A 16718-nucleotide genomic window follows, 5' to 3' on the forward strand; every position below is an offset into this window, starting at 1 on the left:
TTAGATAAGCGCCGCCGCGTTGTTAATCAGGATGACGCGAATGGCATAAATCGCAATCAGCGCGATCAAAGGCGCAAGGTCAATGCCACCAAGGTCGGGCATGAACTGGCGGATGCGCTGATAGACGGGTTCCAGCAACCGGTTCAGCCCGTCCCAGATTGACGCGACCATCGCATTGTTCAGGCTGAGTACCTGAAAATTTATCAGCCAGCTCAGGATGATATGCGCAATGATGATAAACTGCGCGACACTCAGGATAAGCAGCAGGATCTGGATAATGGATAGCATGGGACACTCCGCATAGGTTCGCGCAAACCTAAGCGGAGTAAGCACAAAGGGCAAGCGTGCGTGGCCTGTTTGCGGGGGTGGACTGGACATTGGCGCGGCTTCCGATAGGTAAAGCGCGACTGAAATTTTATTCGGGTGTTCCATGCTTGTTGTTCTGTCCCCTGCCAAGAAACTCGACTGGTCCCCAAAGGGCGCCCCGCGCGCGCTCACATCGCCTGATTTCCAGGAAGATGCCGTCACTTTGGCGCAAGAGGCGCGCAAGATCGGTGCAGACGGGTTGAAACGGCTGATGAAGATCAGCGACAAGCTGGCCGAACTGAACCTTGCGCGGTTCGAAAGCTTTGCCGCCCAGCCCGACACAAACGCAACCCGCCCCGCAATTCACGCCTTCGCCGGAGATACCTATACAGGGCTGGATTCCGCGTCACTGGATGCGGATGCGCTGGACTGGGCAGAGGGGCATTTGCGCATTCTGTCGGGCCTGTATGGCCTGCTGCGACCCTTTGACGCGATGCAGCCCTACCGTTTGGAAATGGGCAGCCGGTTGCACACGGCGCAGGGAAAATCGCTGTATGAATATTGGGGCACGCGCATTTCTGACGCGCTGAACGCGGCGGCGGCGCAGACGGGGGCGCAGGTCGTTGTGAACTGCGCCTCGCAGGAATATTTCGGGGCTGTGGCGCGTGACGCGCTGAAACCACGCGTTGTGACCCCAGTGTTCAAAGAGCAGCGTGACGGCGAAGATCCGCAGATCATCAGCTTTTACGCCAAGAAAGCGCGCGGTGCGATGGCGCGCTATATCGTGGAAAACAGGTTGACCGACCCTGACGCGCTGTTGGAATTTGACACCGCCGGATACCGCCACGCGCCAGAGTTGTCGCAGCCCGACCAGCCTGTGTTCCTGCGCCCCTTGCACACTCAGCCCTCAGGCATGGAAAACCCCGGCGGCGCATGATCGCGTAATGCGGCCATCAGTTCCGACTTTTTCAATGGTTTGCTGAGCATCGCGTTCATGCCTGCGTCCAGAATGCGGTCAATTTCTTCCTGCAAGGCATGTGCGGTCAGGGCGATGATCGGGACGCTTTTGCCAAGAGCGCTTGCACGGATGCGGCGCGTTGCCTCGCGCCCGTCCATTTCGGGCATCGAGACATCCATAAACACAATGTCAGGGGCAAAGGTTTCAAATTGCGCCACTGCGATGCGCCCGTTTTCTGCCAGTCGCAGGTCAATATCCAGTGTTTGCAGCATCTTGGTGAAAACAAGCTGGTTTGTCTTGTTATCCTCGGCATACAGCACGCGTATGGGGCGGCAGGTAGTGGGCAGGGCTGGCACTGCCTGTAGCGTAGGCGGTTTGGGTGGGCGCAGCCCTTCAGGCATGGCCCCCTGCCCGTTGAATGCTGCCAAAAGGTTGCGCCAGATCAAAGGCTTATGCAAGGTCGCAAAGATGGTTTGATCTTCCATCGCAGGCTTGAACTCGGCAATATTCGAGCAAAGCAAAACGATGCGCGTGGCTGGAGAGGTGCCTTTCAGCGCAGCCAGCAAGTCAGGTATCCCCCCCTCGATCAGGTCTTGATCTATCAGGGCAATATCCGGCGGTGTTCCGGCAAGATGGCGCAGCACCGTATCTTGTCGGGTCGCGGTCAGGACACTGACCGACGCGGCCTTGAGGCGGCGCGCGATCACTTCGCGGCTGATCAGGTGATCGCTGACCAGAAGGGCGGTGCGGATATCCGCAGGCAGGGTCTGCACGCCCGGTTCTGATGCATCGGCGGCAACGGGCATTTCCAGCGTGAACCCGAAACACGACCCGACACCGGGTTCCGATTCCACCCAAACCTTGCCACCCATCTGCGCCACGATGCGTTGCGTGATCGCCAGACCCAGCCCCGTCCCTTCATACCGGCGGCTGGCGGTCTGCTCGACCTGATTGAACTCGGTGAAAATCTGTTCCTGATGCTGTGGATCAATGCCTATTCCGGTGTCTTCTACTGTGATCGTGACAATCTGCCCCTGCGCCGATGTGCCCACCCCGACCGCACGCACCAGAATATAGCCAGCATCCGTAAACTTGATGGCATTGCCCACCAGATTGGTCAGAATCTGGCGCATACGGCCAGAATCTGCGACCAAATGGACAGCAAGGAACATGTCATAATCAAGGATCAGTTCAATCTGCTTGCAGCGCGCGGTCGGGCTAAGCAGGCTAAGCACCTCGTGTATGGTCTTTTCCAGATCGAACGCGGTGGGGTTCAAGTGCATCTTGCCCGCATCCATTTTGGAGAAATCCAAAATATCATTGATGATCGACACCAGCGCCTGACCACTGGTGGAGATGGTCTGCGCATAGCTGCGCTGTTCCTCATCCAGCACGGTTTCGGACAACAGCTCTGCCATGCCGACGACCCCGTTCATGGGCGTGCGGATTTCGTGGCTCATATTGGCCAGAAAGGCTGATTTCGCCTCGACCGCGGCTTCGGCGCGGGCCTGCGCGTCGCGCAATTCGGCCTGATAGCGCAACGCATCGGTGATGTTATGCGCCAATGACACATAGTCGCCATTCGCAACACGGCGATCTGTCAGCCGAACCGCTATACCGGCGCTGAAATGCAATTCGATGGGCGAAATATCGGGCTGACGCCAGCGTTGCAGCATCATGCAGACCCATTCATCTGCCGTCATCTCGGCCAGATGCACCAAGCCTTCATGAGCGCAAATTTCCAGTATCCGGGCATAGAGGATGCCCGGCTGCACCTCGGCAAATTTGCCGAACACGCCAAGATAGGCCTGATTTGCCAGCACAAGCGCCTGATCCGCGTTAAAAACCGCGAATCCGTCTTGCAGGGTTTCAACCGCCTCTCTCAGGCGCAGATTGGCACGGTCGATTTCGGAATGCGCGACCTGCAAATCCTGACTGACCTGCGTATTCACCCCTTCCAGACTGTCGGCATGGCGGCGAATGCTGCCAAGTTCCGCGCGCTGCGCGATGACCTGATCCGAAAGATTGTCCGCATGCAGGCGCAACTGGTCATTCATCATGCGCAAATCACGCTGCGCCTGTTCATACAACCGCTCGGCACGCAAACGCGCGCGGCGTTCGCGTGCAAGTCGGTCGGAAAAAGCAGCGTCAGGGGTCATATCACGGCTATGGCAGGGAAGGTCTGCCGTGAAATATCGGTGAAACAATTGAACACAGCGTTAATTTACCGACTCTTTGCCCGCATCGGCACCGCCAAGAGCCGCCACCATGCGCGCGCCCCTTTCCCCCCTGCCACAGACAGGCTAGGTTCTGCGCAGTGATGTCTTTGCCTCAGGTGCCATATGTCCGAAAATGCTGCCGTAATGGAGTTCCTGCTGACCCGTCGCTCGCGTCCGGCCAAGATGCTGGGGGGGCCAGTGCCGGATCGTGCGCAGCTCCAGCATATTTTGGGTGCGGCGGCGCGCGTGCCCGATCATGGCAAGCTGGAACCGTGGCGCTTCGTTGTGCTGGAACGCGCAGCGTGCCAACGGCTGGCACCCATTATCACCGCACGCGGCGCAGCACAGGCCATTGACGCAGAAAAAGCCGCGAAAGCAGCCGCCACCTTTGCAGACAGCCCCCTGATCGTGACCGTTGTGGCCAGCCCCAAACCATCGGACAAGATACCCGAAATCGAACAAACCTTGTCGGTGGGGGCGGTGTGCCTTGGGCTGGTGAATGCCGCGCTCGCATCGGGCTGGGGGGCGAACTGGCTGACCGGCTGGGTGGCGTCGGACCGCGAAATCCTGACAGAGTTGGGCCTGACACCGCAGGAATGGGTCGCAGGGTTTATCCATATCGGCACCGCGCGGGCCACACCGCCCGACCGCCCGCGCCCTGATATGGACACGCTGATAACATGGCTGGACGAATGATCCGGCACCTTGCGCAAACGGTGCGCACGCACCAGACCTGCAAGCAACACTTTGCATGGAGAGCGGCATGATCGAGTCTTATATGAAGTCCATCGCCCAGTTGCGTGACCCAAGGTTTCGTAAGCTGCTCTGGATCGGCATCACCCTGTCTGTAGCGTTGCTTTTCGTCATCTATGCCTTTGTTTTGCTTTTGGTGCAGTTGTTGGTCCCCGGCGCGCTGTTCTTGCCCATCACAGGACAGGTGCAGGGGTTGGGGTCGCTGTTTTCCTTTGGCTCGATCCTGTATCTGATCGGGCTGTCGGTGTTTTTGATGGTGCCTGTCGCCTCAATCTTCACGGGGCTGTACCTGAACGATGTCGCTGACGCCGTCGAGACAGAGCATTACCGCGGCCTGGAGCCGCGCAACTCTGTTCCATTCCGCGAATCGGCCAATGACGCCTTGCGCTATTTCGGGCTGCTGGCGGCACTGAACGTGCTGGGGATGGGGGTTTTCGCAATCTCGAACGGCTGGGGGCTGATCCTGCTATGGCTGGTCAACGGGTTTTTGCTGTCGCGCGAGTATTTCACCATGATCGCGCGCAGACGCCACGACCCCGACGCCGCGCGCGCCCTGCAAAAGCGTCATATGATCCGATTGTGGTTGCCCGGCACTGTTCTGGCCGCCGGGCTAAGCGTGCCGATCCTGAACCTTGCCATGCCGCTGGTCGGTGCTGCGGTGTTCACACATATGTATCACCGGCTGACCCCGTCAGAGCCTAGCCCCGACCAGTAATCCGCTCCATCATGTCATATGTGATGACACCGGACAGGATAATCCCCGCGACGACAAGAAACGTCGGGGTCGCAATAAACGTGACCAGCTTGACCTTGCGCATCATCTGCGCATCCGACGGGGCGGATGAGGGCGTGCCGGGCACGACTTCGCCAGCCTCTCCCTGCGTTTGCAGGCGAAATGGCAGGACCAGAAACATGGTCATGAACCAGATAACGCCATACAGTGCGATTGCAGACATAATTGACATCAGATTTGCTCCAACTCCACCAGACAGCCATTGAAATCCTTGGGATGCAAGAACAGGACAGGCTTGCCATGTGCGCCGATCTTCGGCTCTCCGGTGCCCAGAACCCGCGCGCCCTCGGATTTCAGCTTGTCACGCGCGGCCAGAATATCCTCCACCTCATAGCAGATATGGTGAATTCCGCCTGCGGGGTTTTTATCCAGAAACCCCTGAATGGGGCTGTTCTCTCCAAGGGGATAAAGTAGCTCGATCTTGGTGTTGGGCAAGGTGATGAACACCACCGTGACCCCATGATCCGGCTCATCCTGCGGTGCGCCGACATCGGCACCAAGCGTGCCGCGATATTGTGCAGCGGCCGCGTCCAGATCGGGCACGGCAATGGCTACATGGTTCAGACGACCGATCATCCTGTCCCTCCAAGGCAAATCCTGCATCCGCTTATGCGGGTCCGCGCGCTGCAAGACAAGTGGCCTGTGCGGCCCCGTGACACAAAGGCGCGGAATCCCACGCGGGCTTAACCGCTTCTTAGCCTAATTGCGCTGAAATAGCAGCCACAGATGATGGAGGACAGGATGAACACACACCATGCGCCGAACAGATCCTTGGCCCGCGCGCGCCCCAACCTGAATGCGCAGCCCTCGGCCTATCAACAGGGGGCCACCTTGTTGCTGGTCGAGGACAGCCGCGTCATCAGCACCGCAATCCGGCTGATGATTCATGGCACCGGCGGGCGCTTGCGCCGGGCCGAAACCTTGTGCCGTGCGCGGCGGCACCTGTCGCTCTATACGCCCGATGTCGCCATCATCGACCTTGGCCTGCCAGACGGGTCAGGGCTGGACCTGATCTGCGAAGCAGACAGGCGCCAGACCCGCGTGCCCCTGATCATCGCAATCTCTGGCCAGCCAGAGTTGGAGGGTGCGTCCTATGCCGCAGGCGCTGACAGGTTTCTTGCCAAACCGATTGTCAGCATTTCCGAGTTTCGCGCAGTGCTCGCACCTTCCTGCCTTGCACCGCCCCTGTCGCAAACTGGGCTATCCAGCCCGCCCGCTGATCCCAGTGCGCTGCGCGATGATCTGTATCTGGCGTTGGATTTATTGCGGGGGCCAATGCGGAACGCCCGCGCGGAATACACGCTGCAATTCATCGACGGGCTTGCGCGCAGCCTGCATGACACGGAGTTGCTTGGCGCAGTTCAACAGGCGCGGCAAGGGGACGGGTTGCGCCCCTTGGTGACGGTTCTGCGCCAACGCCTGCGCGACCAGCCGCTGATCTAGGCGGGCATCCGCGCCACCCCAACGCAAGAAAAGGGGGGGTGGCGATGTGAAGTTACACCCGACAATATGCCCCCAAATGTAGGGTTGCGCGCAGTGCGGCGCAGGCCCCACAGCGAATGGGGTGATGCGGTCACAGGGCGCGGCCAGATACACTGGGCGCATGGCGCAGGGGCGCGTCTCAGTCCTTTGGCGCGATCCGCAGGCCAAGGTCGCGCAACTGTTCATTCGTCGCAGGCGACGGGGCATCCAGCAGCAGGTCTTCGGCACGCTGGTTCATCGGGAACATGATGACCTGACGAATATTAGCTTCCTCCGCCAGCAGCATCACAATCCGGTCAATCCCGGCTGCACAGCCGCCATGCGGGGGCGCGCCGAATTTGAACGCTTTGACCATGCCGCCAAACCGCTTGTCGACCTCGGAATTGGGATAGCCCGCGATTTCAAACGCGCGATACATGATTTCCGGCTTGTGATTGCGAATAGCCCCCGACAACAACTCGTAGCCATTGCAGGCCAGATCATACTGATAGCCTTTGACCGCCAGCGGATCACCCTCCAGCGCGGCCATCCCGCCTTGCGGCATGGAAAACGGGTTATGGCTGAAATCAACTTTGCCCGTCTCGGCATCCGCCTCATACATCGGAAAATCGACGATCCACGCGAAAGCAAAGCGGTTCTCATCCACCAGCTTCAATTCGCGGCCAATCTCGTCACGTGCTTTCGCGGCCACACCCTCGAATTGCGCAGGCTTGCCGCCAAGGAAAAACGCGGCATCCCCTTCGCCAAGCCCAAGCTGCACACGGATCGCCTCGGTCCGTTCGGGGCCGATGTTTTTGGCAAGGGGGCCTGCGGCGTCAAGGTGTAGATTAATCGAGCTTAGAATCTTATTCGATTCCTCGACCTTGCCTTCTCTCGCAAGAGCCTCAGCCTTATCCATTAGCTTGGAAGCGTGTTGATTGTTTTGGGCTACAAGATCAGTCTGCAAACCAATTTGCTGTCGGATATGTTCAAATGCTTCAATAATCTTTGTGTACGCTGCCTCGTCGCGCCGATCGGCAGGATATTGATCCATTAGCTTTCCAAGCGCATCAAGTTGCGCCAACTGCTCTGCCTGATCTTTGTCTATGTCTGCGCGCTTCCGCCAAAAGATATACCCCATCCCCGGCAGCCCTTGCGCCTGCGCGAAAGCATTCATCCGGTCACAGAACTTGCGCGACCCGCCCGTTGGTGCAGGAATGGCGCGGATTTCGGTGCCTTCATTTTCCAGCAATTTGGCGAAAATCGCAAAGCCGGAACCGCGGAAATGCTCGGATACCACCTGCATTTCAATCGGGTTACGCAAATCGGGCTTGTCGGTGCCGTATTTCAGCAGCGCTTCCGCATAGGGAATGCGCGGCCACTCGGCGGCGGGGTCAACCTTTTTGCCACCCGCAAATTCCTCGAACACGCCTTGCAGGACGGGCCCGACTGCCGAAAACACATCTTCCTGCTCGACGAAGCTCATCTCGACATCAAGCTGGTAGAAATCCGTGGGGGAGCGGTCGGCGCGCGGGTCTTCATCGCGGAAACAGGGGGCGATCTGGAAATACTTGTCGAACCCCGACACCATAATCAGTTGCTTGAACTGCTGCGGCGCTTGCGGCAACGCGTAGAACTTGCCCGGATGCAGACGCGACGGCACCAGAAAATCGCGCGCACCCTCTGGGCTGGACGCGGTGATGATCGGCGTTTGAAATTCGGTAAAGCCTGTATCCCACATGCGGCCCCGCATGGAGCGCACGACATTGGAGCGCAGCATCATATTCGCATGCAGCCCCTCGCGGCGCAGGTCCAGAAAGCGGTAGGACAGGCGCGTTTCCTCGGGGTAGTCGGGTTCGCCAAAGACTGGCAAGGGCAGATCATCGGCAGCGCCCAGAACATCCATCGCGCGGGCATAGACTTCGATCTCGCCGGTTTTCAGCTTGCTGTTGACCAGCGACGCATCACGCGCCTTCACGCTGCCCTCAATGCGGATACAATATTCGGCACGCAGCTTTTCAATGTCCTTGAACGCAGGGGAATCGCTGTCCGCCAACACCTGCGTGATGCCGAAATGGTCGCGCAGATCGATGAACAAAACGCCCCCGTGATCGCGGATGCGATGCACCCATCCCGACAGGCGCACAGTTTCACCCACATGGGCGGCGGTCAGGTCAGCGCAGGTATGGCTGCGATAGGCGTGCATGATATGCCCCTTTTGGCTGCAAGTCGTCCGGCTGTGGCGATACACAATCTGACGGCCCGGAAGTCAAGGGCCGTTGGCTTAGGTCCAGTGCATCTGTGCTGTGCCCGCCAGCACCGCATGGGCAACAGCAAGCTGGTCAAACGGCAGATCTTGGGCACGGCAGCAGTCCATCACAGTGTCGTCACGCATCAGAATGAAATCCAGAACCGCCATCAACAGCGACTCGTCCGGGCCAGTGGCTGTCTCCAGTTGCGCGCGCAGATCCTGCGCATCCGCGCCGCTGGCGGCCAGAAACACCGGCAAAAGCGTGTCTTGCCCACACAGCCAGTCCAGCGCGGCCAGCGCAATCTCTTCGGCGCGTGCAAGCTTCATTGTTTCCGTTCCTGCGCTCTGAAAGGGTTTGTTAACCAGTTTGCGGTAAATCTTCAGACATGATTAAGCAATTCAGGGATTAGTCACAATGCCTGCTCAGATACTTGTGGTGGACAATCTGCTTCTCAGCCGCATGATTCTACGCGTCAAGCTGTCTGCGGCTTGTTACACTGTCCGTCAGGCCACGACCGGGGCCGAAGCGCTGCACCATGTGGCCGAACACCTCCCCGCGCTGGTCTTGCTGGATTTCAATCTGCCCGATGCGACAGGGCTGGAAATTTGCAGGCAATTGCGCAGCGATCCCAAGACATGCAGCATTCCGATCATCCTGTTTTCCGCCGATCAGTCACGGTCCACACGGTTGCAGGCACTGGCCGCAGGCGCAGATGACTTTCTGAGCAAACCCCTTGATGACGCTTATCTGATGTCACGGATTCGCGCCTTGCTGCGCACCAGCGCCGTCGAGAAAGACTATCAGGCACGCTGCACCCCGACCCTGCGCCACGGCCTGGCCGAGGCACAATCGCAGTTTCACCACGCCCCTCGCGTCACACTCGTGCGCAGCAGCGCAATTCTGGCGCAGTCCAACGCGGGCACATGGCCCGATATTGCCCCTGAACTGTTCGACGATGCCCGCAGCTTGTCGGTTGTGCTGAGCGATTCCAATCCGGTGCAGCCGCCCGATGTCTTGTTGCTTGGTCCAGAAATCCTTGACGAGCAAGGCCTGCATGTCATCGCCGAGTTGCGCGCGCGCCATGCGACCTGCCGTATCCCGATTGCGGTGCTGTTGGACAAAACCACGCAAACCTCGCCAGCTATGGTGCTTGATCTGGGCGCGGAAGAAGCCTTGCGCCTGCCGCTGGACGCAGAAGAAGTGCAGTTGCGCCTACAGGCCATGATCAAACGCAAACGCAAGGCTGATGCAATGCGCCAAGCCCTTGGCGTCGAGTTGGACCTTGCCTCGCGCGATCCGCTGACGGGGCTGTTCAATCGTCGCCATGCCATGTCGCGCCTGTCGGATATTGTTGCAACACCGCCCGATGGCACGGCCCGAAACTACGCCATCCTTCTGATCGATCTGGATAATTTCAAGCGGGTCAATGATTGCTTCGGGCATGGTGCGGGGGACGAGGTTCTGATCGAGGCCTCTGCACGGATGCGCGACGCGATTGGCCCGCACAATCTGCTGGCCCGCTACGGCGGCGAGGAGTTTTTGTTGCTCTTGCCCGACGCAGAAATGGTGCAGGCCTGCGCGATGGCCGAGGAAATCCGCCGCCAGATCGAAGGGCGCGCCTATCACCTGACAACAGGCGACTTCCGCTTGCAGGTGACGGCCTCTATTGGTGTGACCGTGCAGACATCCATCACATCAGAGGCGCCACTGTCACGGCTGGAGCGGGTCAGGCAAGTTGTCGATCATGCCGATCAGGCATTGCACACCGCCAAAACCACAGGGCGCAACCGGGTGTCAGTTGGCCATTGTAGCATCAATCCCGCGCGCGCTCTCGTCCCCCGCCGCGCCACGGTCGGTGCTTGATGCGATCTTCCAGCGATTCGGCATAGGTCAGGCGGTCTTGGGCCGACATCTCGCTGACCTTGGCCAGCAACTGGTCATGCATCTGGTCACTGATGCGCAACAAGCGGTCTTGGGCCTGACGCAGCGCGTCCGAGAACGCTTCGGGGTCAAATTCCTCGGCGCGAAGGGCTGCAATCATTTGCTGCGACCCGCCAGTGTTGCCCGCTGTCTGGTCGCGCGCCGCGCGCAAGATTGCGCCTGTGGCACGGCGCAATTCGCGCCGGTCATCCGCAGGCAACGCCGCAACCGAGGCCCGTAACAACGAGCCTTGTTGCGAAGTCCGCGTCATCACCCCCCAAAGCATGCCGATGACCAGCACATTCAGCACCAGCGACACCACAAGGGTCAGCTTTAGCCACGGAAAGCGGCGTTTTGCCTTGGTCTCGTCCATGCCTCAGAACTCCATCAAGAGGGGGTCATCCACCCCGATCAACTGCAACGCGATCAGGTCCATATAGCCAAGCGCATTTTGCATCCAGTCGGGCGCGTCCAGTGCGGCAACCGGCATCGGCATGGCCACCCCGATCCAGAAACCGGCCACAGCGACCATCGCCCCGCCCGCAAGCCCCGGAACGGCCCAGCCCGAAAACCAGTTGCGCCACGGTGCAAATCTTTGCCGTTGCGGGGCACGCCCGGCGTTACAGGCATCGACATCGGCCAGAATGCGGGCGCGCAAATGCGGGCTTAACACAGGCTTGCAAGCCCGCGCATCATCAAACAATTGCGACAACTGGTCAGACATATCGTTCTTGTCACTGGTCATCATCATACCCCAATGCGTCGCGTTCTCCGGCCAGAATGGCCGACAGGTTGCGTTTTCCACGTGCCGTCAGGCTTTCCACCGCTTCAACCCCCAACATCATAATGGCAGCGATCTCGGGGTTCGTCAGCCCTTCAAGATGGCGCAAGATCACCGCCTGACGCTGGCGTTCCGGCAGATGCGCCAATGCATTTTCCAAGGCCTTTGCCCGCGCGGCCTGCATCATCTGCGCGTGCTGGCTTTGCGCCGTGTCCGGCAGGTCCGGCAACTCATTCACCATCGGCTTGCGCCGCCGCAGCCTGTCTGTGCACAGATTCGTTGCCACCCGAAACACCCAGGTCGAGGGTTGTGCCGCCCCGTCCTGCCAGTCAGGGGCCATCCGCCACAACCGCAACATCGCTTCCTGTGTCACATCCTCTGCCTCGGTCAGATCGCCCAGCATGCGTGCCGCGAACCGCAGGATACGCGGCGCAATCATGTCGGTCAGAGCTTCAGCCGCACGTCTGTCACCCGCAACGACACGGCCCAGCAAGCCCGCCTGATCAACATCTGATCGTTGCTCCAGCGGCATAAGCGCGCCTTTCCTTGCGGGTCGGGCGGGGAAACGCCCGCCCGACCCGCGTCTTTTCAGTTCTGACCACGCATCCGGGGCCGTTCACGCTGGCCGCGCTTCCCCATCATCTCGGTGAAACGCGCATATTCTTCTGCATCGATGACGCCATCGTCATTTCTGTCAATCCGCGAAAACATACGGCTTGCCATTTCGGCGCGTCGGTCGCTGCGCGGCTCGGGGCGCAGGTCTGCAAGACCGGCACGCAAGCCCGCCTCGTCCAGCATACCATTTTCATCAGCCTGCTGCATGATACGGGAAATCATCTCATCGTGCATGGCCTCGCGTTGCGCTTGCATGCCTGCCTGCAAATTCTCTTGCGTCAGGGTGCCGCTGCCGTCTGCGTCCAGTTCCTCGAAGCTGGGCATGGACATGTGCGTCTGTGCTGCGGCGGGGGCTGTCACCAGCATCAATGCGCCCAGCATGGCCGCGAGTGTGGCTTTTTCCATAGTCATCTCTCCTGTATGCACGGGCATATACCCTTGATACAGGCTCAAACGCGGCATCTGCCTGTTTCCGTCGCGGGAATCCGCCACGCGTTGCGGCAAGACGTCGCAAAACCGGTTGCGGGGGGTGTATTCCCGCCCCGTAACCTCTATTCCGCTTACATCTTTAGGAGCGCGCGCATGACCCTTGCAGACACAACATTCGCCGACGACCGGCCTTTGACGCCCGCGCTGCTGCGTGGCATCCGGTGTAAATGCCCCGCTTGTGGTGAGGGTCCGCTGCTGGAGCGCTATCTGAAAGTGCGCAGCCATTGCCCCAGTTGTGGCGAAGACTACACCGCCCAGCGCGCCGATGACGGACCGGCCTATCTGACCATGCTGGTCACGCTGAAAGTGGTCACGCCGCTGATGGTCGCCGCCATGTTTGCATGGGACTGGCACCCCGCCATCATGTTCGGGGTATTTGCCTCGCTGTTGGTTGCGCTTTCCCTGTTCCTTCTCCCGCGATTCAAGGGCATGATCGTGGCCATTCAATGGTCACGCCGTATGCACGGGTTCGAGGGAATGGATGAACGCCACCGCTGACAAAACCGCCCTGCGCGACGCATCCTCTGTCCTGCTGATACGCGGCAAGGGCGATGATGCGCATGTCCTGATGGGGCAACGCGGCGCAAAAGCGGCCTTTATGCCGGAAAAGTTTGTCTTTCCTGGGGGTGCGGTTGATCCGACCGATGGCCAAATCCCCCTTGCCCGACCAGTTGCCCCGGCCTGTCAGGCACGTCTGTCGCAGGGGCACAGCGCACCCAATGCCCTCGTCGCCGCTGCCATCCGCGAACTCTGGGAAGAAACCGGCCTTATGCTGGGGCGCGCAGGGCGCTGGGATATGCCCCCTGCCGACTGGCAGGGCTTCGCGGCCAAGGGTCTGGTCCCCGATGCACACGGCCTGCGCTATATCTTTCGCGCCATCACCCCCCCCGGACGCCCCCGCCGCTTTGACGCGCGCTTCTTTCTGGCCCACGCAGATGACGTTTCCGGCGATCTGGACGATTTCTCTGCCGCCTGTGACGAACTCAGCCACTTGCACTGGGTGCCCCTGCGCGAAGCCCGCCGCCTGAACCTGCCCTTTATCACCGAAGTCGTTCTGGCCGAAGCGCAAGCCCATATCGAGGGTGAAGACATGGCCGATTCGGTCCCCTTCTTCGACAACTCGACCGAGGTTTCAACCTTTCGCCGCATCGCCTGACGCGCGCCACGCCATCACGCGGGTATAACGCGCCACCCGCAACAGGACCAATCGCACAGCGAACTGATATAACTGGACAAACCTGTCCCGTTTCTGATCTGATGCCTGGAACACCGTTCCGCGCCTGCACCCCGCGGCGGAACAAACCGGGAGGAGCAAGGGGATGCCCAGCCAACCAACCCCGGACCTGTCACCGCAGGTCTCGGACGAGGTCCGCAAGACAACCTGCTACATGTGCGCCTGCCGCTGCGGCATTGATGTGCACATGAAAGCAGGCCGCGTCGCCTATATCGAGGGAAACCGCGACCATCCGGTGAACAAGGGCGTTCTCTGTGCCAAAGGGTCGGCAGGGATCATGCAGCACCTCTCGCCCGCCCGCCTGCGCGCCCCGCTCAAGCGTGTTGGCCCGCGCGGGTCTGGCGAGTTCGAGGAAATCTCGTGGGATGAAGCGCTTCAGCTTGCGACAGACTGGCTCAAACCCCTGCGCGACACGGCCCCTGAAAAGCTGGCCTTCTTCACGGGCCGCGACCAGTCGCAATCTTTCACCGGCTGGTGGGCGCAAGCCTTCGGCACCCCGAACTGGGCCGCGCATGGCGGCTTTTGCAGCGTCAATATGGCGGCGGCGGGCATCTACACAATGGGCGGGTCATTTTGGGAATTCGGCCAACCCGACTGGGACCGCACCAAGCTGTTTTTGCTGTTCGGCGTGGCCGAAGATCATGACAGCAACCCGATCAAGATGGGCCTTGGCAAACTGAAAGCACGCGGCGCGCGGGTGATCGGCGTGAACCCCATCCGCTCTGGCTACAATGCCATCGCCGATGACTGGATCGGCATCACTCCGGGTACAGATGGGTTGTTCATCCTGTCATTGGTGCATGAACTGCTGCGCGCGGGCAAGATCGATCTGACCTACCTGATCCGCTACACCAACGCGCCCTATCTGGTGAATGCGCATGAGGGGGCCGAAAAGGGGCTGTTCCTGCGCGACGCGGCGGGCAAACCCATGGTGCGCGACCGCCGCACGGGCCGCGCGTTCGCATGGGACAGCCCCGTCATTTCCCCGGATTTGGCGAATGGGGTCGAGATTGGCGGCGTCACCCACCTGCCCGTCTTCCGCCATCTGGCCGATCGCTACCTCTCGCCCGACTATGCCCCCGAGGCTGTGGCGAAACGCTGCGGCATCGCCCCCGCCCGCATTCGCGCCATCGCGGCAGAGATTGCGCGCGTGGCGTTCGAAGAAGAAATCACCATAAACCAGCCCTGGACCGACTTTCGTGGCAAACACCATGAAACCATGGTGGGCCGCCCTGTGGCCATGCACGCCATGCGCGGTGTCTCGGCCCATTCCAACGGGTTTCAGACCGCCCGCGCGCTGCATATGCTGCAAATCCTGATCGGCAGCGTGGAAACACCGGGCGGCTTTCGCTTCAAGCCCCCCTATCCCAAACCGCCCGAAGCACACCCCCGCCCCCATGCGGGCCACAGCCCCGGCCAGCCGTTGGATGGCCCGCATCTGGGCTATCCCCTTGGCCCCGAACACCTGCTGATAGATGAGACTGGCCAGCCCAAACGCATCGACAAGGCGTTTTCATGGGACGCGCCGCTCTCTGCGCACGGGCTGATGCATATGGTCATCTCGAACGCCCATGCCGGCGATCCCTATGAAATCGACACGCTGTTTCTGTATATGGCGAATATGGCGTGGAACTCGTCGATGAATACCAGTGCAGTCATGGACATGCTGACCGACCAGAATGACGATGGCAGCTATAAAATCCCCCGCATCATCTATTCCGACGCCTACAGCTCTGAAATGGTGGCCTTTGCGGATCTGATCCTGCCTGACACCACCTATCTCGAACGCCACGACTGCATTTCGCTTCTGGACCGCCCCATCTGCGAGGCAGAGGCGCTGGCCGATTCCATCCGCTGGCCTGTGGTGGCACCTGACCGCCCCGGACATGAAGGCGTGCGCCCCTTCCAGTCGGTATTGCTCGACCTTGGCGCGCGGCTAGGTCTGCCCGGTATGGTGCGCGAGGACGGGACGCCGAAATTCAAGGATTACGCCGATTACATCACCAACCACGAACGCCGCCCCGGTGTCGGCCCGCTGGCAGGCTTTCGTGGGCCAGATGGCACCGGCAAGGGGCGCGGCAGCCCCAACCCTGACCAGATCACCCGCTATATCGAAAACGGCGGCTTCTGGATCGACCACATCCCCCCCGAGGCGCAGTTCTTCAAGCCGTGGAACGCCGCCTATCAGGATTGGGCCGTCGCGCGCGGCCTTTATGACAGCCCGCAACCCTATGTCTTTAACCTCTATGTCGAACCCTTGCGCAAATTCCAGCTCGCCGCCGAAGGGCATGGCCACGGCCAGCCCCCCGACCATCTGCGCGCGCGCCTTATGGAAACCATGGACCCGCTGCCAATCTGGTATCCCACCTTCACCGATGCGGTGTCCGACAGCGCGAGCTACCCGCTGCACGCCCTGACCCAGCGCCCGATGGCGCATTACCATTCATGGGGCAGCCAGAACGCATGGCTGCGCCAGATCCACGGCCACACGCCCCTCTATGTTTCGGGCTATCTCTGGGCGCAGCACGGCTTTGAAGCAGGCGACTGGGCCACCCTCACCTCGCCCCATGGCCGTATCACCCTGCCTGTGGTCCGCATGGATGCGCTCAACCCCCACACTGTCTGGACATGGAATGCCATTGCCAAACGGCGCGGCGCATGGGCGCTGAATGCGCAGGCCCCCGAGGCCACGAAATCCACCCTTCTCAACCACCTGATCCATGAACTCCTGCCACCCAAGGGCGATGGCTTGCGCTGGGCCAATTCCGACCCGATCACCGGACAAGCCGCATGGTATGATCTGCGGGTGCGCATAGAACAGGCACCGGCAGGCCAGACGGTCAGCTACCCCGCCCATAAACCGCAATCCTCCCCTGTCCCAGCACCCCCGCGCAATCTCGCGCATCAGGTGAAGGACTAGGCACATGGCTCATTTTC

Annotated in this window: 18 protein-coding genes; 8 read left to right on the forward strand and 10 right to left on the reverse strand. The window is 60.4% G+C overall.

What is annotated here, in order from left to right; all coding sequences use genetic code 11:
- Nucleotides 1-288 (reverse strand): YggT family protein, encoded by a 288-nt coding sequence (locus BD293_RS15265; protein WP_142083148.1) that lies wholly within the window; start codon nt 286-288, stop codon nt 1-3.
- Nucleotides 289-430: 142 nt separating this feature from the next.
- Here BD293_RS15265 and yaaA point away from each other — a divergent pair, with 142 nt between their 5' ends.
- Nucleotides 431-1243: a peroxide stress protein YaaA gene (gene yaaA / locus BD293_RS15270; protein ID WP_142083151.1), complete on the forward strand. Its 813-nt coding sequence runs from the start codon at nt 431-433 to the stop codon at nt 1241-1243.
- Here the strand turns inward: yaaA and BD293_RS15275 are convergent.
- On the reverse strand, nt 1207-3423 hold the full coding sequence (locus BD293_RS15275) for a response regulator (RefSeq protein ID WP_142083153.1): 2217 nt from the start codon (nt 3421-3423) through the stop codon (nt 1207-1209). The two genes, yaaA and BD293_RS15275, sit on opposite strands and share 37 nt — an antisense overlap.
- Before the next feature lie 183 nt (nt 3424-3606).
- Here BD293_RS15275 and BD293_RS15280 point away from each other — a divergent pair, with 183 nt between their 5' ends.
- Both BD293_RS15280 and BD293_RS15285 read left to right on the forward strand, forming a co-directional pair.
- Nucleotides 3607-4179 carry a nitroreductase family protein gene (locus BD293_RS15280; protein WP_142083157.1) on the forward strand — a complete coding sequence of 191 codons (573 nt, stop codon included), beginning with the start codon at nt 3607-3609 and terminating at the stop codon, nt 4177-4179.
- A 67-nt stretch (nt 4180-4246) separates the two neighbouring features.
- Nucleotides 4247-4951, forward strand: a complete 705-nt coding sequence (locus BD293_RS15285) for an EI24 domain-containing protein (protein ID WP_170207159.1) — start codon at nt 4247-4249, stop codon at nt 4949-4951.
- Here the strand turns inward: BD293_RS15285 and BD293_RS15290 are convergent.
- Complete coding sequence (locus tag BD293_RS15290) at nt 4935-5201, reverse strand: DUF1467 family protein (protein ID WP_142083163.1); 267 nt, start codon at nt 5199-5201, stop codon at nt 4935-4937. The genes BD293_RS15285 and BD293_RS15290 overlap by 17 nt on opposite strands.
- Nucleotides 5201-5605: a methylmalonyl-CoA epimerase gene (mce, locus tag BD293_RS15295; RefSeq protein ID WP_142083165.1), complete on the reverse strand. Its 405-nt coding sequence runs from the start codon at nt 5603-5605 to the stop codon at nt 5201-5203. The genes BD293_RS15290 and mce overlap by 1 nt, the downstream gene beginning before the upstream one ends.
- A 165-nt stretch (nt 5606-5770) precedes the next feature.
- Between mce and BD293_RS15300 the strand changes: the two genes are divergently transcribed.
- Nucleotides 5771-6472, forward strand: a complete 702-nt coding sequence (locus BD293_RS15300; RefSeq protein WP_170207160.1) for a response regulator — start codon at nt 5771-5773, stop codon at nt 6470-6472.
- 178 nt (nt 6473-6650) lie between these two features.
- Here BD293_RS15300 and aspS read toward each other — a convergent pair whose 3' ends face one another.
- Together aspS and BD293_RS15310 are read right to left on the reverse strand one after the other, a co-directional pair.
- On the reverse strand, nt 6651-8696 hold the full coding sequence (aspS, locus tag BD293_RS15305; RefSeq protein WP_142083171.1) for an aspartate--tRNA ligase: 2046 nt from the start codon (nt 8694-8696) through the stop codon (nt 6651-6653).
- 78 nt (nt 8697-8774) lie between these two features.
- Nucleotides 8775-9068, reverse strand: coding sequence for a DUF3572 family protein (locus BD293_RS15310; RefSeq protein WP_142083173.1), 294 nt, complete (start codon nt 9066-9068; stop codon nt 8775-8777).
- Between the two features lie 88 nt (nt 9069-9156).
- Between BD293_RS15310 and BD293_RS15315 the strand changes: the two genes are divergently transcribed.
- Entirely contained in the window at nt 9157-10605 is a 1449-nt protein-coding gene (locus BD293_RS15315; protein ID WP_142083175.1) for a diguanylate cyclase, read from the forward strand.
- Here BD293_RS15315 and BD293_RS15320 read toward each other — a convergent pair.
- From BD293_RS15320 to BD293_RS15335, 4 genes are read right to left on the reverse strand one after another with little or no spacing between them, the layout of a single operon-like run.
- Entirely contained in the window at nt 10556-11035 is a 480-nt protein-coding gene (locus tag BD293_RS15320) for a periplasmic heavy metal sensor (protein WP_142083178.1), read from the reverse strand. The genes BD293_RS15315 and BD293_RS15320 overlap by 50 nt on opposite strands.
- A gap of 3 nt (nt 11036-11038) precedes the next feature.
- A complete protein-coding gene (locus BD293_RS15325) occupies nt 11039-11413 on the reverse strand; it encodes a hypothetical protein (protein ID WP_170207161.1) in 375 nt (124 codons plus the stop codon).
- On the reverse strand, nt 11397-11975 hold the full coding sequence (locus BD293_RS15330; protein WP_142083182.1) for an RNA polymerase sigma factor: 579 nt from the start codon (nt 11973-11975) through the stop codon (nt 11397-11399). The genes BD293_RS15325 and BD293_RS15330 overlap by 17 nt, the downstream gene beginning before the upstream one ends.
- A gap of 56 nt (nt 11976-12031) precedes the next feature.
- The gene (locus BD293_RS15335; protein ID WP_170207162.1) at nt 12032-12463 is read right to left on the reverse strand and encodes an EF-hand domain-containing protein; all 432 of its coding nucleotides are present in this window, start codon (nt 12461-12463) and stop codon (nt 12032-12034) included.
- A 177-nt stretch (nt 12464-12640) separates the two neighbouring features.
- Between BD293_RS15335 and BD293_RS15340 the strand changes: the two genes are divergently transcribed.
- From BD293_RS15340 to BD293_RS15350, 3 genes are all read left to right on the forward strand, one after another.
- Entirely contained in the window at nt 12641-13045 is a 405-nt protein-coding gene (locus tag BD293_RS15340; protein WP_142083186.1) for a DUF983 domain-containing protein, read from the forward strand.
- On the forward strand, nt 13029-13703 hold the full coding sequence (locus BD293_RS15345) for an NUDIX hydrolase (RefSeq protein ID WP_142083188.1): 675 nt from the start codon (nt 13029-13031) through the stop codon (nt 13701-13703). Before BD293_RS15340 ends, BD293_RS15345 begins: the two co-directional genes overlap by 17 nt.
- A gap of 163 nt (nt 13704-13866) precedes the next feature.
- Complete coding sequence (locus BD293_RS15350) at nt 13867-16701, forward strand: molybdopterin-dependent oxidoreductase (RefSeq protein ID WP_142083191.1); 2835 nt, start codon at nt 13867-13869, stop codon at nt 16699-16701.
- The last annotated feature ends 17 nt before the right edge of the window (nt 16702-16718 follow it).

Source organism: Roseinatronobacter monicus (assembly GCF_006716865.1).
Taxonomy (GTDB): domain Bacteria; phylum Pseudomonadota; class Alphaproteobacteria; order Rhodobacterales; family Rhodobacteraceae; genus Roseinatronobacter; species Roseinatronobacter monicus.

What these genes read in the sequence shown, in the direction of transcription:
- BD293_RS15265 (WP_142083148.1), bottom strand. Translation starts at nt 288, where the DNA reads ATGCTATCCATTATCCAGATCCTGCTGCTTATCCTGAGTGTCGCGCAG.
- aspS (WP_142083171.1), bottom strand. Translation starts at nt 8,696, where the DNA reads ATGCACGCCTATCGCAGCCATACCTGCGCTGACCTGACCGCCGCCCAT.
- mce (WP_142083165.1), bottom strand. Translation starts at nt 5,605, where the DNA reads ATGATCGGTCGTCTGAACCATGTAGCCATTGCCGTGCCCGATCTGGAC.
- yaaA (WP_142083151.1), top strand. Translation starts at nt 431, where the DNA reads ATGCTTGTTGTTCTGTCCCCTGCCAAGAAACTCGACTGGTCCCCAAAG.
- BD293_RS15300 (WP_170207160.1), top strand. Translation starts at nt 5,771, where the DNA reads ATGAACACACACCATGCGCCGAACAGATCCTTGGCCCGCGCGCGCCCC.
- BD293_RS15335 (WP_170207162.1), bottom strand. Translation starts at nt 12,463, where the DNA reads ATGGAAAAAGCCACACTCGCGGCCATGCTGGGCGCATTGATGCTGGTG.
- BD293_RS15290 (WP_142083163.1), bottom strand. Translation starts at nt 5,201, where the DNA reads ATGTCAATTATGTCTGCAATCGCACTGTATGGCGTTATCTGGTTCATG.
- BD293_RS15315 (WP_142083175.1), top strand. Translation starts at nt 9,157, where the DNA reads ATGCCTGCTCAGATACTTGTGGTGGACAATCTGCTTCTCAGCCGCATG.
- BD293_RS15320 (WP_142083178.1), bottom strand. Translation starts at nt 11,035, where the DNA reads ATGGACGAGACCAAGGCAAAACGCCGCTTTCCGTGGCTAAAGCTGACC.
- BD293_RS15275 (WP_142083153.1), bottom strand. Translation starts at nt 3,423, where the DNA reads ATGACCCCTGACGCTGCTTTTTCCGACCGACTTGCACGCGAACGCCGC.
- BD293_RS15310 (WP_142083173.1), bottom strand. Translation starts at nt 9,068, where the DNA reads ATGAAGCTTGCACGCGCCGAAGAGATTGCGCTGGCCGCGCTGGACTGG.
- BD293_RS15350 (WP_142083191.1), top strand. Translation starts at nt 13,867, where the DNA reads ATGCCCAGCCAACCAACCCCGGACCTGTCACCGCAGGTCTCGGACGAG.
- BD293_RS15325 (WP_170207161.1), bottom strand. Translation starts at nt 11,413, where the DNA reads ATGATGATGACCAGTGACAAGAACGATATGTCTGACCAGTTGTCGCAA.
- BD293_RS15285 (WP_170207159.1), top strand. Translation starts at nt 4,247, where the DNA reads ATGATCGAGTCTTATATGAAGTCCATCGCCCAGTTGCGTGACCCAAGG.
- BD293_RS15340 (WP_142083186.1), top strand. Translation starts at nt 12,641, where the DNA reads ATGACCCTTGCAGACACAACATTCGCCGACGACCGGCCTTTGACGCCC.
- BD293_RS15280 (WP_142083157.1), top strand. Translation starts at nt 3,607, where the DNA reads ATGTCCGAAAATGCTGCCGTAATGGAGTTCCTGCTGACCCGTCGCTCG.
- BD293_RS15330 (WP_142083182.1), bottom strand. Translation starts at nt 11,975, where the DNA reads ATGCCGCTGGAGCAACGATCAGATGTTGATCAGGCGGGCTTGCTGGGC.
- BD293_RS15345 (WP_142083188.1), top strand. Translation starts at nt 13,029, where the DNA reads ATGAACGCCACCGCTGACAAAACCGCCCTGCGCGACGCATCCTCTGTC.